Origin of the sequence: Pseudomonas sp. Marseille-Q5115, assembly GCF_916618905.1 — a bacterium.
Lineage (GTDB): Bacteria > Pseudomonadota > Gammaproteobacteria > Pseudomonadales > Pseudomonadaceae > Aquipseudomonas > Aquipseudomonas japonica_A.
The window spans coordinates 4,057,562-4,073,050 of record NZ_CAKAKI010000001.1; the positions used below are offsets into that span (position 1 = coordinate 4,057,562).

Genomic DNA, 15,489 nt, shown 5'->3' on the forward strand with positions numbered 1-15,489 from the left:
GATCCTTTTCGTGTCCCTTTTCTGTTCGGCGCTTCCTGCGCTACGTCCATGTGCACAAGATACGCACCGCAGCGGCGGGCGCCAATCAGCTATCGACACCGGTGCGTGTAAGCGATGGCTTACACGCTATCAGACAGCCAGAAATTGCTCCGCTTCCAACAGGTACAAGGATTCACTGCCCGCCCTTACCGAAGCGGCGAGCGAGTGAATACGGGGCAGCAGCCGTGCGAAGTAGAACCGCGCGGTGCCCAACTTGCTGGCGTAGAACGCTTCCTCGCCCCCTGCCAGCGCAGCCTGGGCCATGCGCGCCCACATATAGGCGTACGCCGTGTAACCAAAGGCCTGGAGGTATTCGACCGAGGCAGCGCCGATTTCCTGCGGGTTGCCGGCGGCACGCGTGAGCACCCATTCCGTAAGGCCGTCGAGGGTATCGAGGGCGGCCGTCAGCGGCGCAGTGAACTCGGCAAGGTCACTTGAGGCGCCGTTGGCAAACGCGCGGATTTCGTCCGAGAACAACCGATAGAATGCCCCGCCGCTGCCCACGACTTTACGGCCCACCAGATCCAGCGCCTGAATGCCGTTGGTGCCTTCGTAGATCTGGGTGATTCGCACATCGCGCACCAGCTGTTCCTGGCCCCACTCACGAATATAGCCATGGCCACCGAATACCTGCTGGCCGTGAACGGTCGTTTCAAGGCCGGCATCGGTAAGGAATGCCTTGGCCACAGGCGTGAGCAACGCTACGAGGTTCTCGGCACGGGTACGGCGTTCGGGTTCTTCTGCGTATTTAGCCACGTCCAGCTGCATCGCCACATAGGTGGAAAAGGCTCGTCCACCTTCGTTCATGGCTTTCATGGTGAGCAGCATACGGCGCACGTCCGGGTGCACGATGATCGGGTCGGCCGGCTTGTCCTTGGCCTGTGGGCCTGTGGGCGAACGGCTTTGCAGGCGCTCGCAGGCGTATTCCACGGCGTTCTGGTATGAGCGCTCACCGGAGGCCAACCCTTGGATACCCACGCCCAGGCGCTCGTAATTCATCATGGTGAACATGGCGGCCAGGCCCTTGTTCTCTTCGCCCACCAGGTACCCGACCGCGTCGTCGAAATTCATTACGCAGGTGGCAGACGCCTGGATGCCCATCTTGTGCTCGATGGAGCCACAGCTCACGGCATTACGTTCGCCCAGGCTGCCATCGGCGTTGACCATGAACTTAGGCACCAGAAACAGCGAGATACCCTTTGGCCCGGGCGGTGCGTCGGGGAGCTTGGCCAGCACGAGGTGGATGATGTTCTCGGTAAGGTCGTGCTCGCCACCGGTGATGAAGATCTTGGTGCCGCTGACCTTATAGCTGCCATCGGCCTGGGGCAGCGCGCGGGTACGGATGATGCCCAGGTCGGTGCCAGCATGGGGCTCGGTAAGGCACATGGAGCCTGCCCATACGCCGGCGTACATGTTCGGCAGGTACTGCTGCTTCAGAGCTTCACTGGCATGGGCGCTAATGGACAGGCAGGCCCCGGAGGTCAGCATGGGGTACAAGCCGAAGGCCAGGCTGGCCGAGTTCACCATTTCCTCGACTTGAGCCGAAATGGCCTTGGGCATGCCCATGCCGCCAAAGGCCGGATCGCCCCCTACGCCTACCCACCCGCCTTCGGCGTACAGCTTGTACGCCTCCACAAACCCTTTGGGCGTGGTAACTACGGTATCGGCGTAATGGCAGCCTTCTTCGTCGGCGGCGCGGCTGAGGGGAGCAATGGCGGTACCGGTAAGCTTGCCGGCTTCCTCCAGCACGGCCAAGGCGGTTTCGGCGTCTACCACCTCCGCCAGCGCAGGCAGGCTGGCCCACTGAGCAGGCGCGTCGAATACGTTTTCAAGGATGAAACGCATGTCGCGCAACGGGGCTTTGTACTCGGCCATGGCAACCTCTCAGAACACAAAAAAGGAGATGGCGCCAGTGTAGCCCAACAACAAATCAGAGACGTAGCGTCATGGCGTGACCGGACAGTTTAGCTCGGTCACGCTGCATTTCGCGTCCGGATGGCTCCCCGTCGATTCTGGCCATGGGCTACCACGCAATTGCGGCCGGCCCCCTTGGCGGCATACAGCGCCTGGTCGGCGGCCTTCAACACCTCTTCGGGGTTGCGCTGTTCGAGTTGCCGCTCGGCGACGCCAATGCTGATGGTGACCGAAACCTGAGTGGCAGCGCTGGCACCCCGGCGTTGCCTGCCTTGCAGATCGTCGGCGGGGCGGTCCGGGTCCCGCAGGTGGATGGTGTAGGCGGCGATCACGCCTCGCACCGCTTCCAGGTGAGGCAGGCACTCTTCCAGGGTTTTGCCGGCGAACACCAGGGCGAACTCTTCGCCCCCATAGCGATAGGCCCGGCCCCCGCCACTCACCTTGCCGAGCTTGCTGGCTACCAGGCGCAATACCTGGTCGCCTACGTCATGGCCATGGGTATCGTTGAAGCGTTTGAAGTGGTCCACGTCGCTCATGGCGATCACGTAGTTGCGCCCCAGCCGCTGCAGCCGTTCGTTCAGCGCGCGACGGCCCGGCAAGCCGGTAAGCTCGTCACGGAACGCCATCTGGTAGGCCTCATGCGCTACCGCTGCGGCGATCATCAGCATCACCTGGCTGCACATGATATTGAGCGTGAACGGCAGGATGAAGGTCTTGGGCAGCATCCAGAACAGGCCTACCAACCCCACCAGTTGGGCGGCATGCAGCGGGCGGGGCTGGCGGACGTATTGAACGCCCAGCAGCACGAACATCAGGAAAAATACAGGGTAGGCCAGCTGGATCAGGCTCATCCACTGCCCATGCAGCGCGGGCCAGCGAATGTCCGCGAGCCAACTGAGCAGCGCCTGCGGGAAACTTTGCTCAAACCCGAGCGCCACTGCGCCCACTGCCAGCAGCACGGCGAAGCGGGCCACCATGTCCTGCACCAGGTGCGTGCGCTCCTGCCACGCGCCGAACAAGCCGTAAAGCAGGGGCAATAACAGGCAGCACAGATGGAAGATCACTGCGGCGTCATCGCGGACCTTGCCGTTGTCCCGGTAATAGTCGGTCTGGGTGTCCAGGAGGAAATAGGCGACATACACCGTGACCATCAGGAACAGCTCACGCTGGCGGCGGTACACCGCGCAGTAAGCACCACCCAACAACAGCACCAACGTAGGCAGCACGTTGAACAGCGAGGTAAAGAATGTGCTCAGGTCACGTACATAGGCTGCAGCCAGCCCCGCCAGCAATAACAGGGCAGACGGCAGAAAGTGGCTATAGCGATAGGCAGATGAACGCGGCAAAGGGACTGGCTCCGGCCCAGCAAATGGTATGTGGCATTGTGCCTTTATTTGTATCGGCCGTGCCTCTTAAAGAATGAGGCACCCGTCAAAGGTCGGACCAAAAGCCGGCGCTTACATTCCCTCGAGTGGCCTGGAGCATCAATAACACCTTTTTTTGCGAGCAACAAAAAAGCCGCTACCTGTGAAGGTAGCGGCTTTGGGAGCAGCGGGCAGTATCAGTAGCCGAGGTCGAACGCCGCTTCTTCCAGGGCCATCAAGTTGCTTGCCCCCGACAGCATCGCAGCCACATGGGTGCGGGTGCGCGGCAGGATGCGCTGGAAGTAGAAGCGTGCGGTGTGCAGCTTGGCGGTGTAGAAGGCTTCTTCGGAAGTGCCTTCGGCCAGTTTCTGCGCAGCCAGGCGGGCCATGTCCGCCCAGAAGTACGCCAGGCAGGCGTAGCCCGAGTACATCAGGTAATCCACGGAGGCCGCGCCCACTTCTTCGCGATCCTTCATGGCAGCCATGCCGACTTTCATCGTCAGCTCGCCCCACTCTTTGTTCAGCTGGGCCAGGGGCGTCACGAATTCCTTCACGGCTTCGTTGCCTTCCTGGGCCTGGCAGAACTTGTGCACGATCTTGGTGAAGCCCTTGAGCGCTTCGCCCTGGGTCATCAGTACCTTGCGACCCAAGAGGTCCAGGGCCTGAACGCCGGTAGTGCCTTCGTACAGCATGGAAATGCGGCTGTCGCGAACATTCTGCTCCATGCCCCACTCGGCGATGAAGCCGTGGCCGCCGTAGATCTGCACCCCGTGGTTGGCCGCTTCGAAGCCTACTTCGGTCATGAAGGCCTTGGCGATCGGGGTCATGAAGGCCAACAGGCCGTCAGCGCGCTTCTTCTCTTCTTCGTCCTGACTGTACTTGACGATGTCTACCAGCTTGGAAGTGAAGTACACCATGGCACGGTTGCCTTCGGCGAATGCCTTCATGGTCAGCAGCATGCGGCGTACGTCGGGGTGAACGATGATCGGGTCAGCGGCTTTGTCTGGCGCCTTCGGGCCGGTGAGCGAGCGCATCTGCAGGCGGTCACGGGCATATTTCAGGCCACCCTGGAAGGCGATCTCGGCATGGGCCAGGCCTTGCAGGGCGGTACCCAGGCGAGCGGTGTTCATAAAGGTGAACATGCAGTTCAAGCCTTTGTTCGCCGCGCCGATCAGGTAGCCGGTGGCGCCGTCGAAGTTCATCACGCAGGTCGCGTTGCCGTGGATGCCCATCTTGTGCTCGAGCGAGCCACAGGACACACCGTTGCGCTCGCCCACGCCGCCTTCGGCGTTGGGCAGGAACTTGGGCACGATGAACAGCGAGATGCCTTTGGTGCCAGCCGGGGCATCGGGCAGGCGAGCCAGTACGATGTGGACGATGTTATCGGCCATGTCGTGTTCGCCGGCGGAGATGAAGATCTTGGTGCCGCTGACCTTGTAGCTGCCGTCGGCCTGAGGCTCGGCCTTGGTGCGCAGCATGCCCAGGTCGGTACCGCAGTGAGGCTCGGTGAGGCACATGGTGCCGGTCCACTCGCCGGACACCAGCTTGGTCAGGTAGGTGTGCTGCTGTTCCGGGGTGCCATGGGCAGAGATGGTGTTCATCGCGCCATGGGACAGGCCGGGGTACATGCCCCACGACCAGTTGGCGGTGCCCACCAGTTCGCTGATAACCAAGCCCAGCGACTCGGGCAGGCCTTGGCCACCGTGGTCCACGTCATGGGCCAGGCTTGGCCAGCCGCCTTCAACGAACTGCTTGTAGGCTTCCTTGAAGCCCGTCGGCGTTTTCACCCCGCCCTCGGACCAGGTGCAGCCTTCGAGATCGCCTACACGGTTCAGCGGCGCCAATACCTGCTCGGCGAATTTGGCGCCTTCTTCGAGGATGGCATCGACCATGTCCGGGGTAGCATCCTGGCAGCCAGGCAGGCTTTGATAGTGCGCTTCATAGCCGAGCAGCTCATCGCGAACGAAGCGAATATCACGCAAGGGGGCCTTGTAGTCGGGCATAACGAAAACCTCTGTGCTGAATCCGGTAGGGGGTGAACCGCAAATAATCGACTCATCCACCCGCGGCGGACGCGTCAAACAGGTGTTTGAAACATACGTTTATGCCAGATGGGTTGTCAAGGGGCATGGCTGGGCCGCTGATCGACTCTCGCCCGACGAGAGGCTTTAATTGAGATTGATGGCGGTCGATCCTTTTATATCGACCGTCACACCGGATAACAGAATCCGCCCATCGGGGTGCATTACCAACTTGCTCGAACCCACCTCCAGGCTGATGGCCGTTGTAGCCTTGAGCGCTAGCACGCCCTGTTCGACCGAGACGCAATAGTTGCCGTCCTCGACGATCACGCTGCTTTCCAGCTTGATGATCTCCGAGTGCATCCCACTAACGATTGTCCTGCGATTGCCACCTACAGAGCGGCTTTCGTCCGCCTGGACGCTGATATTCAGATTACGGTGAGCATGCACGAGGACCTGTTCGGCACCGGTCTTGTCATCGAACCGCAAGGCGTTTGCCGTACGGGCGTCGCCCTTGATCGAGCGCGTGAGGAAGCCGCTCTGTGTCTTTTGCGCTGGCAACGCCCAGGGCGGCGAGTTGATACCGTTGTATAAACTACCGATGATCAATGGGCGATCAGGGTTGCCGTCCAGGAAGGCCACGATCACTTCGTCACCCACCCGGGGTATCTGGATGCTGCCGAAACCACCACTGGCAGCAGCCTGCGCTACACGAACCCAGCACGAGCTGCGGTCGTCGGACGTGCCGTTGCGGTCCCAGTGGAACTTCACCTTCACCCTGCCCAATTCATCTGTAAAGATCTCCTCGCCACGGGGCCCGGTCACGATCGCGGTCTGCGGCCCGCTGATCACGCCCCTGGGCGTATCAAGGCTTGGCCGGAACGGAATCTTGCGGCGGATACAGGTAAAGGTGTTGCTATAACCGGCCCCACCCTGGTTGCTGTAGTTATTGCGACCATAGTGGTCCACCGCAAGCAGCAGGAAGTGCCGGTCTTCGGGTTGGCCATCGTCATGGTCGTAGTGTTGCGTCAGTTCGAAGGTATGGCCGGGCTCCATTGCCCGGCAAGTACTCTTGCCATCGAACACCTTGCCCTGGACTTCCATTGCCTCGAGCCGGTGCCTTGCCTTGGCATCCCCTGCTTCGAGATTGGGATAACCATAGAGGCCCTCGTACTGAAAGACCTCCAGTTCGCCAACGTCGCCTTGTTCATTGATCGATTTCAAATGAACCCAGTTCGAGTCCCGGGGATATTTGTAGTTGAAGGTTTTAAGTGACAAGGCGCTCGGCTGGAAATGGCGCGCGCCCGACCATTCGGTGATCGAATCCTCGGTTTCAACAGCAGACGCGCCGTGGTAGCGGATTACCGGTTGCGCCACCAGCGGCTTGAGCCGGTCACTGTCATCGGCAATGATCAGGCGATGGCCGTCTTCGCGATGCTGGAACATGAAGAACAGGCCCTCGTTTTCCAACAGCCGCAGAACGAAATTAAGGTCGCTTTCCTCGTACTGCGTGCAATAGCTCACAGGCTCGAGCGGCTTACTCAGGCGGAATTCGTAATCGGCCAAGGCTGGGTAATGGGCCAGGACCTCTCTCACGATTTCCTCGGTGGATTTGTCCTGGAAGATACGGGAATCGCGGCGGCGGCTGAGCACCCATAGCCATGGCACCAGCTCGGCGTGGTAATGCGCGACCTGTTTATCGACACCCACATGAACAAAGTTCGACACCAGCGCGCTGATGTACCTCATGCTGCCATCGGCCAAGGTGATGCCAATCCGCACCTGCTGCCCGATCAGCTTCTTCAACTCGATGTTGGGATCGTGGGCTATCAGCTGCACATTGAAGCGGAACAGCTCGGACATCGCCTCCCGCCCTTCGAACCGCAGCAGTTGCAGTACTTGATGGGAAGGTAATGGCGAATGAAACGTGAACAAGCGATTGTCCTGTAAGCAATGACCCAAGGTTTTCCATAATCATGATGAGCTTCCTGCGCCTATCGAAACGGCCACATGGAACCGCTCCCAGGCGCGGAACGTCAATAAAACGTTACCAAAAAGCGTCAGAAAATGTTGCGAACAGCCTGGGGCTTTGCGGCCGCTCAACGTCTCGCATCAACCTCTCAAACGCCTCTAAAACAGGCCTTTCAAGGCATCCTAAGGACACTTGGCGTCGGTGATAAAGGTCGCTATAAGCGGATCCCATCCGTTTGAAATCGATAGGTCCTGCCTGTAGGCTCGTCCCCTTTCGAGGCTGCCAACCCAGCCAAAAGCCATGCCGACAAGGAAAGCCCGTCATGAGCCCAAGCAATGCCCAGCTCGAACAGCTGGACCGCGAACTCGACGAAAACCAGCGTGAACTGATCATTTTGCCCATGGACGGGCCTGTCACACGCATCCCCCCTTTCACCACGGTGCCAACCCCAACCCAGGCACCCCGAATATGTACCCGGACACAGCCCGGGTTACTGGATGGCGCCTGGGGCAGAACACAGGCTGCCTATAACGGGACGGTTCATGAGTATGTGAATACGAATGCAGGCGTTCCGAGTGCATTGGGTGTATATGATCTTTACAACTTTGCGAAGTTTTATCGTGATATCGGCGGCTTCGGTACCAAGGTCAAGATATCGACCCACAACGGACGGCAGTACTTAGTGCTGACTGGCCACGCCGGACTTCGAAATAAACTCAAGGGCACGCGCTATGGCATTCGCAATCCTCAGCTCGTCGAGATGGGAATCGGGAAGTACGGCATAAGAGGAACTTCCATCTCCGGCTTCAAACTCTCCTGCTATGTAGCGGTCGGTATTGAAGTTTTGGAATGGGTTTTTAATGACGAAGCGGTAATGAGTGACTTATTTGCAGGGATCGGGGTGGAACTCGTAAAGGCGGGAATCGCCTCGGCGGTTGGGTATGCCGTGGCGGTTATCGTGGCTGCTTGGGTTGGCACCGTTCTCCTACCCGTTGCGGCAGGGGCATTCATAGTGTTCGCCGTAGGGTATTCATTGAATACCCTGGATACCGACTATGGCGTGAAGAAATCGGTGAAGGCCGGTCTCCGCTACGGAGTTGAAAACCTCCACAACCTAAAGTTAAAATTTACCGAGATCAGAAAAGTCGACCTGCAAAAATATACCACAAAAATAGGCAATGGCATTGCGTCGAGCGCAACGGAACACTTCCTAGAGGAAACTAAAAAATGGGCGCTACAAAAAATACAATATGAGGGTATATACCCTTCAGGCTGGCCTGCGCCTCCCCGCCTCCCCCGCCTGCCTGGCTTTAATATCCCAGGACTATAGCCTGATGACGTCCAGAACCAAACATCATCATCTACAAACGTTATCGACAAAAACCAGACTAATCGCTACGGCGTTCATCCCCTTCATGCTGCTTATGACTTGCCTTTCACTTTATTGGCTAATAAAATTCCTGATTCAACTCTACGGGAGACTTCAGCGCGAAGCTCTAGTCGTAGAAACTCAATATATAGTTCTCATTTTCCTAGCGGCGCTACCTATTTTTGCTCTAGCGACTACCTCCGCTATAGTTGCAGCATACACAGGCAAAAAATTTGATCCACCGAAGGGATCAAGGCTATTTAGATTTCAAAACCTAATGTTTACAGTGGCATTCAAGACACTTATTTACCTAGTACCAGCGACCGCTATTATTATAACTATAATACTGCTTGCAAGAGGCTATTCGCCCTGCGGAAAGCTATATATTTCAGGCACCACTCGACAGATCTATTGGGTAAACGACGATCGCGCATGCTTCAAGCCCGACCACTACATAAACGATAACTGGCCCTGCAAGATAGTGAATGGAAAGGACGTTTGCATTCAGGTAGACGGGCGATAAAGCGCATCTGGATCTACTAACCTACCCGGGCACCCAATAGTTCTACCCTAGCGCAGCCGGGGTTACTGGATGACGCCGTTCTCAGACTTCTTGTAAACTATAAACCCATGCGATCACATTTTTACGAACCAACATCTGAGCGGCTTAGTATACGCCTGAGGTGTGTCGCCGCTGTGTTTGCCTTTGGCATGGGAATAATAGGTATATTCTCAGTTTATTTTCTGATGACACACATATACCCACTCTATGCCCGACTGTATCGTAATGACTTAGTAGTTGAAACGCCGTACCTCATATTCTCGCTTCTCATGGCTCCGCCCGCAGCGACACTATTCGTAGTAGCCGGAATTTCTTCTGTATTCACCGGAAGAAAGTTTGACCCTCCAAAGTGGTCCCCTTTATTTAAATTGTCTACGCTAATGCTAGCCACATCCGCTTATACGTTCATTTATATTGTACCAACCGTAGTGACACTTACTACAGCCACCTTATATCTCCGAGGGTATACTTCTTGCCACGAGTTACGGATCGCTGCATCAGCCTGGAATGTCTTGTGGATCAACGACGATCGTTTATGCTTCAAGCCCGAGCACTACATCAACGATAACTGGCCCTGCAAAAAGATCAATGGAAGGGACGTTTGTGTTCCGCTGGACGGACGGTAATTTTATAACTCTGCATCCATACGACGCATGTCATTCAATAGCCACTATGGCGACCGGAATTAAAGGTTGACCAGACAACTGAAGCGTCCAACTCAAAATTTGCATCTTACATTTCCGATGGAGGATGCATCAAGTTTCGATAATAAGTCATAGCGCTATGAAACCGACAAGCTATTATTTAGAGCCATCACCAAATAAAATTAGACTATTCGCAGCCATTCTCATACCGATCTTGTTGCCTGCAGGCGTACTCGCCTGTTACTGGACGTGGCACGGCGTACTGCCAATTTATGGCCGGCTTTATAGAAATGCGCCCGTCGTAGAAACACCCTATCTACTCTTTTGGCTTCTGATGGCACCGCCCGGCCTGCTCGCCTTGATTATAGGGTTGGTAATCTCAGCAGTGACAGGTAAAAGCTTTGACCCGCCTAAAAGCTCTCGCTTATTTAAATTTCAAAGTTTGATGTTTGCCGCCTCATTCAAGATACTCGTTTATACAATCCCATTCGCCATTGTAGTAACGACAGCACTCCTGATCGCCAAAGGCTATTCACCTTGTTCCAAACTGCTCGTCTCAGGTTCAGCTTGGCAGGTTTTTTGGGTAAACGACGAACGCGCATGCTTCAAGCCCGACCACTACATAAACGATAACTGGTCATGCAAGAAAATCAACGGCGAGGAAGTTTGCATCGAGATACAAGGTTGGTAAGCGTGTGCACTGGCTTCACGTAACAAAAGCCAGTGCAGCACACATCAAGCGTACGTATCGATCATCGTGCCCAGCGCTCGATCCGAGGCTTTTTCGACTTTGGCCCCCGCCTCTACCTGCAAGGCAGCCTGGGTCATTTGCACGGTAAGCGCGGCGAGGTCGGTCTGCTGGCTGGCATCCACGGCGTTGAGGCGTTGCGCCTGGTAGCCGGTGGACTGGGTGAGCGCCGCGCTATCGTTGGCTACGCCGGCCACTTTGGCGGCGGCGTTGTCGAAACGGGTGCTGGCGGCCTGGATGGCGCTAAGGCCGGAGGTCATGGCGGACGAAATCTGCATGGCACTGTCCTGTTGCTAATTGGCTATTAGCCATCAGTGTACGCCGTTCCGCGGCAGCGTAAAGCGACGCTGGTCAGGCGAGGCGGCTGAGGTCCAGATGGTCGGCGACTGCGGCGGCATCTGCTTGCGGCAAGCGAGGCACCTGGCCGATGCACGGTGCAGGCAGGCGCTCCGCGAGGGTCGCCAGATTGGCTTCCAACCGCGACGTGCGGGGATCGATGATGTTTGCAACCCACCCCGCCAACGCCAGGCCATCCCGCGCGATGGCTTCGGCGGTGAGCACCGCATGGTTGATGCAACCCAACCGCACGCCTACGACCAGGATGACCGGCAAGCCGAGTGCGATGGCCAGGTCTGACAGGTTGTCCTGCCCGGCCAACGGCACCCGCCAGCCGCCAGCTCCTTCGATCAAGGTGAAGTCGGCGGGCTGTGCCAGCACCTTGCGCATGGAGGGCAACACAGCCTGCACCGTCAAGGCTACCTCTGCCTCCTGCGCGGCGATGTGCGGGGCAATGGCCGGCTCGAACGCGAACGGGTTGATGGCGCTATAGGGCAGCTGAAGCGTGCTTTCGGCCATCAAGGCCAGGGCATCGCTATTGCGCAGGCCGCCCGACGTGAGATCACAGCCAGACGCCACCGGCTTGGCCCCCAGGGTGCTCCAGCCGTTACGTCGTGCCGCCTGAAGCAACCCGGCGGAAATGGTGGTCTTGCCCACTTCGGTGTCCGTGCCAGCGATGAAATAGGCGTGTTTCATGGTGTGATCCTTTGTCATGGCTTACTTAGCACCCCGTACACCACCTGGTACGTGGCGGGCAGGCCGGCCGGTTGGCGAAAGCCTTCGTAGGCGGCGACCATCGCGGCAATACGCGCGCGGCCAGTGAGCCCACCGGGGCGCCCGGGGTTGAGGTTATGGGCACCTAGCGCTTTCAGCTCGTGGGTAAGCCCGCGAACGTCGGGGTAGTGCAACACATGCGGGTTACAAACCAGCGCTTCCACCCGCAGGCCGCTGTGGTCGCACAGCTGTTGATATGCCTCGAACCGACGGAAGCGGTTCACGTGCACCTGGCCGTCTGCGGCTTCCCAACTTGCCCGCAATTCGCCCAGAGTGCCGGTGCACAGGCTGGCGAAAGCGAACCGACCGCCCGGGCGCAGCACCCGATGGGCTTCGGCCAGCACTTTTGTGAAGTCTTCGCACCATTGCACGGCCAGGCTGGTGAATATCAGGTCCACGCAGCCATCGCGTAGGGGCAGACCTTCCGCGTCTCCGGCCAAATACCAGCGGGCGCCACCCTGAGTGCGCGCATGGGTGAGCATGCCCTCGGCAATGTCCACTGCCAGCCCGGCGGCATCCGGCCAGCGTTGGGCCAGTTTGCGGCTGAAGTAACCCGTGCCGCTGCCGAGGTCGAGCCAGCGGGCCGGGACCGATGCGCCGCCAAGCAGCGCGAGCAAGTGCTCGCCCACGTCACGCTGCAAGCCCGCCACGCTGTCATAGGTGTGGGCAGCACGGGAGAACGACGCCGCCACCTGGCGTTTGTCCGGCAACGCCGCCGTCGCGTCATTCATAGGTTGCTTCCTTGATAAATGCCCATGCCCGGTTGGCCAATACGGCAGGCGCCTCCAGCACCAGAGCATGGCTGCCTTCAAACGCCTCGATACAGGCCGTGGGGGCAATCTGCTCGACTGCCGATGCAGCGCCCGCGGGCACCAGCGCATCGGCACGGGCATAAATATGCAATTGCGGCAGGCTGATCGCTTGTAATGCGCCACGGTTATCCAACGCTGCCAGCAGTGCCAAGCCTTGGGCCGTGGCGTAGGCGGTGTCCAGGCTCAAACCTATAAGCAGTGCGCGCCCGCGTGGAGCGCCTTGAGTGCATAGCAGGCCGAAACGCTTGAGCGTGCCGGCTGGGTCCGCCGTGCAATGGGCTGAAAAGGCCTCGAACGTCTCCGAGGCCATGGCAGCGGGCCAACCGTCGCGCGCCACGAAACACCCGTTACTGGCGAGCGTGATGACACCCGGGCAAGTGCGGGCTCGACGTTCGGCCAGCTTCACCGCAAGCATGCCGCCGAGAGACCAGCCGAGCAGCCAGGCGCCCGGAGGAATGGCCTGATCAAGCTCGGCCAGGGCTTGCTCAGGGTCGGCCGACTGAGGCAGCGAATGGACCGTGACAATGGCCTGCGGCCGCGCCGCGCGCAATGCCGTAGCCAAAGGTTCCAGTGCCGCCGGGCCAAGCCCCCACCCCGGCAGCAGGGCGAGCGTTTCACTCATTGCCCAGCTCCGGCAGTGCCTGGCAAGCCGCCAGGCCATCGAGTAACCGGGCTACCTGCGCCTCTGTGTGCGCCGCAGACAGGGTCACTCGCAAACGCGCGCTGCCGGCCGGCACGGTGGGCGGGCGTATGGCGGTGACCAGCAAGCCCTGGCCGCGCAACCGCCGGGACCAGGCCATGGCCCGCCCACTGTCGCCAATAACGATTGGCTGAATGGGGGTATCACTGGGCATCAGACCAAGCCCCAATGCTTCGGCGCCTGTACGGAATTGCCGCACCAGTGCGGCCAGATGCTCCCGCCGCCAGCCTTCATGGCGCGCCAGCTCCACACTTTTAAGCGTGGCGCAGGCCAGCGCGGGCGGCTGGCTGGTGGTGTAGATATAAGGGCGGGCGAACTGCACCAGGTAGTCGATCAGCGCCTCGCTGCCGGCCACAAAAGCGCCAGCGGTACCGAACGCCTTGCCCAAGGTCCCGACCAGTACCGGTACGTCATCCAGCCCCAGGCCGAAATGCTCCACCACCCCACCGCCCTGTGGCCCAAGCACGCCGAAACCGTGCGCATCGTCCACCATCAGCCAGGCGTTGCGGGCCTTGGTTACCTGCGCCAGCGCCGGCAGTTCGGCAACATCGCCGTCCATGCTGAACACGCCGTCCGTGACCACCAGCGAGGCGCCGTCAGGGGGCGCTTTTTCAAGCCGGGATGCCAGGCTCGCAGGGTCGTTGTGCAGGTAGCGTGAAAACCGCGCGCCGCTCAACAAGCCGGCGTCCAGCAGAGAGGCGTGGTTAAGCCGGTCTTCGAGTACGCTGTCGCCCTGCCCCACCAACGCGGTGACGGCGGCAAGGTTGGCCATATAGCCTGTGGAAAACAACAACGCACGGGGCCGACGGGTAAGGTCCGCCAGCGCCTCTTCGAGTGCATGGTGAGGCGCACTGTGGCCGATCACCAGGTGCGACGCACCGCCGCCCACGCCCCAGCGCTCGGCACCGCTGCGCCAGGCAGCGATCACATCCGGGTGGTTGGCCAGGCCCAGGTAGTCGTTGTTACAGAATGCCAGCAACGGCTGGCCGTCCACGATAACCTCGGGCCCCTGCGCGGTGCCCAGCAAAGGCCGCTGGCGATACAGGCTGTTGGCGCGCCGCTCGTTCAGTCGATCGGCAATGCGCGCCTGAAGGTCCGCTGCCATGCCTCAGGCAGACGCTGCGTCGTAGAACAGCTCGCCGCTGCGTTGCTCCACCAGCGCTTGCTCGATCGCCGCCTGATGAACTTCGTCATCGTGCTCTTCGCGGGCTTCGGGGCGAATGCCCAGCCGCGCAAACAGCTGCATGTCCTTGTCGGCCTGCGGGTTGGCGGTGGTGAGGAGTTTGTCGCCGTAGAAAATGGAGTTCGCGCCGGCCATGAAAGCCAGGGCCTGCATCTGCTCGTTCATCTGCTCGCGCCCGGCGGACAACCGCACGTGGGATTGCGGCATCAGAATGCGGGCCACGGCCAGCATACGAATGAAGTCGAACGGGTCGATGTCTTCAGCATTGGCCAGCGGCGTGCCGGCAACCTTCACCAGCATGTTGATCGGCACCGATTCCGGGTGCTCTGGCAGGTTGGCGAGTTGGATCAGCAGCCCGGCGCGGTCATCCAGCGATTCACCCATGCCGAGAATGCCGCCCGAGCAGATCTTCATGCCCGCGTCCCGTACATACGCCAGGGTTTGCAGGCGCTCACCGTAGGTACGGGTCGTAATGATGCTGCCGTAGAACTCTGGCGAGGTGTCCAGGTTATGGTTGTAATAGTCCAAGCCGGCCTGGGCCAGCGCCACGGTCTGCTCCTGATCCAGCTTACCCAGGGTCATGCAGGTTTCCAGGCCCAGCGCTTTCACGCCGCGCACCATCTCCAGCACATAGGGCATGTCCTTGGCCGAAGGGTGCTTCCAGGCGGCGCCCATGCAGAAGCGGGTAGAGCCGATGGCCTTGGCGCGCGCGGCTTCCTCAAGCACCTTTTGCACTTCGAGCAGCTTTTCCTTCTCCAGGCCCGTGTTGTAGTGGCCGGATTGCGGGCAGTACTTGCAGTCCTCGGGGCAGGCGCCGGTCTTGATCGACAGCAGCGTGGACACTTGAACCTCGTTAGGGTTGAAGTGCGCGCGGTGAACGCTCATAGCCTGGAACAGCAGATCGTTGAACGGCTGGGTGAACAGGGCCTTTACTTCGGCCAACGTCCAGTCATGACGCAGCGGGCTTTGCAGGCTGGCGCTCATCGGGGGTTCCTTGTTCTATGCTGGGGTGCCCGGGCGAACGCCGGGCTGGTCACGGTATGAAACAAAT

At 59.5% G+C, this 15,489-nt stretch carries 12 protein-coding genes; 2 read left to right on the plus strand and 10 right to left on the minus strand.

The window, feature by feature from the left end; genetic code table 11:
• Positions 1-129 precede the first annotated feature (129 nt).
• The 4 genes from LG385_RS18570 to tssI form a co-directional block, all read right to left on the minus strand.
• Positions 130-1,914, minus strand: coding sequence for an acyl-CoA dehydrogenase C-terminal domain-containing protein (locus LG385_RS18570; protein ID WP_225775428.1), 1,785 nt, complete (start codon positions 1,912-1,914; stop codon positions 130-132).
• A 98-nt stretch (positions 1,915-2,012) separates the two neighbouring features.
• Entirely contained in the window at positions 2,013-3,299 is a 1,287-nt protein-coding gene (locus tag LG385_RS18575; protein ID WP_225775429.1) for a sensor domain-containing diguanylate cyclase, read from the minus strand.
• Positions 3,300-3,514: 215 nt separating this feature from the next.
• Positions 3,515-5,320, minus strand: a complete 1,806-nt coding sequence (locus LG385_RS18580; RefSeq protein WP_225775430.1) for a phenylacyl-CoA dehydrogenase — start codon at positions 5,318-5,320, stop codon at positions 3,515-3,517.
• Between the two features lie 165 nt (positions 5,321-5,485).
• Complete coding sequence (gene tssI, locus LG385_RS18585; RefSeq protein ID WP_225775431.1) at positions 5,486-7,273, minus strand: type VI secretion system tip protein TssI/VgrG; 1,788 nt, start codon at positions 7,271-7,273, stop codon at positions 5,486-5,488.
• A gap of 359 nt (positions 7,274-7,632) precedes the next feature.
• Here tssI and LG385_RS18590 point away from each other — a divergent pair, with 359 nt between their 5' ends.
• The gene (locus tag LG385_RS18590) at positions 7,633-8,640 is read left to right on the plus strand and encodes a hypothetical protein (protein ID WP_225775432.1); all 1,008 of its coding nucleotides are present in this window, start codon (positions 7,633-7,635) and stop codon (positions 8,638-8,640) included.
• A 1,384-nt stretch (positions 8,641-10,024) separates the two neighbouring features.
• Positions 10,025-10,576: a hypothetical protein gene (locus LG385_RS18595; protein WP_225775433.1), complete on the plus strand. Its 552-nt coding sequence runs from the start codon at positions 10,025-10,027 to the stop codon at positions 10,574-10,576.
• A gap of 44 nt (positions 10,577-10,620) precedes the next feature.
• Here LG385_RS18595 and LG385_RS18600 read toward each other — a convergent pair whose 3' ends face one another.
• The 6 genes from LG385_RS18600 to bioB form a co-directional block, all read right to left on the minus strand.
• Positions 10,621-10,911 (minus strand): pyrroloquinoline quinone biosynthesis protein PqqE, encoded by a 291-nt coding sequence (locus tag LG385_RS18600; RefSeq protein ID WP_225775434.1) that lies wholly within the window; start codon positions 10,909-10,911, stop codon positions 10,621-10,623.
• Positions 10,912-10,984: 73 nt separating this feature from the next.
• A complete protein-coding gene (gene bioD / locus LG385_RS18605) occupies positions 10,985-11,665 on the minus strand; it encodes a dethiobiotin synthase (RefSeq protein WP_225775435.1) in 681 nt (226 codons plus the stop codon).
• Between the two features lie 14 nt (positions 11,666-11,679).
• Positions 11,680-12,474 (minus strand): malonyl-ACP O-methyltransferase BioC, encoded by a 795-nt coding sequence (gene bioC / locus LG385_RS18610; protein WP_225775436.1) that lies wholly within the window; start codon positions 12,472-12,474, stop codon positions 11,680-11,682.
• Positions 12,467-13,177 carry an alpha/beta fold hydrolase gene (locus tag LG385_RS18615; RefSeq protein WP_225775437.1) on the minus strand — a complete coding sequence of 237 codons (711 nt, stop codon included), beginning with the start codon at positions 13,175-13,177 and terminating at the stop codon, positions 12,467-12,469. The genes bioC and LG385_RS18615 overlap by 8 nt, the downstream gene beginning before the upstream one ends.
• On the minus strand, positions 13,170-14,360 hold the full coding sequence (bioF, locus tag LG385_RS18620; RefSeq protein ID WP_225775438.1) for an 8-amino-7-oxononanoate synthase: 1,191 nt from the start codon (positions 14,358-14,360) through the stop codon (positions 13,170-13,172). Before bioF ends, LG385_RS18615 begins: the two co-directional genes overlap by 8 nt.
• A gap of 3 nt (positions 14,361-14,363) precedes the next feature.
• Positions 14,364-15,422 carry a biotin synthase BioB gene (gene bioB, locus LG385_RS18625; RefSeq protein ID WP_181113330.1) on the minus strand — a complete coding sequence of 353 codons (1,059 nt, stop codon included), beginning with the start codon at positions 15,420-15,422 and terminating at the stop codon, positions 14,364-14,366.
• Between the last annotated feature and the right edge of the window lie 67 nt (positions 15,423-15,489).

Coding starts and splice junctions, on each gene's coding strand:
- LG385_RS18570 (WP_225775428.1), bottom strand. CDS start 1,914: ATGGCCGAGTACAAAGCCCCGTTGCGCGACATGCGTTTCATCCTTGAA.
- LG385_RS18580 (WP_225775430.1), bottom strand. CDS start 5,320: ATGCCCGACTACAAGGCCCCCTTGCGTGATATTCGCTTCGTTCGCGAT.
- LG385_RS18590 (WP_225775432.1), top strand. CDS start 7,633: ATGAGCCCAAGCAATGCCCAGCTCGAACAGCTGGACCGCGAACTCGAC.
- LG385_RS18595 (WP_225775433.1), top strand. CDS start 10,025: ATGAAACCGACAAGCTATTATTTAGAGCCATCACCAAATAAAATTAGA.
- LG385_RS18600 (WP_225775434.1), bottom strand. CDS start 10,911: ATGCAGATTTCGTCCGCCATGACCTCCGGCCTTAGCGCCATCCAGGCC.
- bioD (WP_225775435.1), bottom strand. CDS start 11,665: ATGAAACACGCCTATTTCATCGCTGGCACGGACACCGAAGTGGGCAAG.
- bioC (WP_225775436.1), bottom strand. CDS start 12,474: ATGAATGACGCGACGGCGGCGTTGCCGGACAAACGCCAGGTGGCGGCG.
- LG385_RS18615 (WP_225775437.1), bottom strand. CDS start 13,177: ATGAGTGAAACGCTCGCCCTGCTGCCGGGGTGGGGGCTTGGCCCGGCG.
- bioF (WP_225775438.1), bottom strand. CDS start 14,360: ATGGCAGCGGACCTTCAGGCGCGCATTGCCGATCGACTGAACGAGCGG.
- bioB (WP_181113330.1), bottom strand. CDS start 15,422: ATGAGCGCCAGCCTGCAAAGCCCGCTGCGTCATGACTGGACGTTGGCC.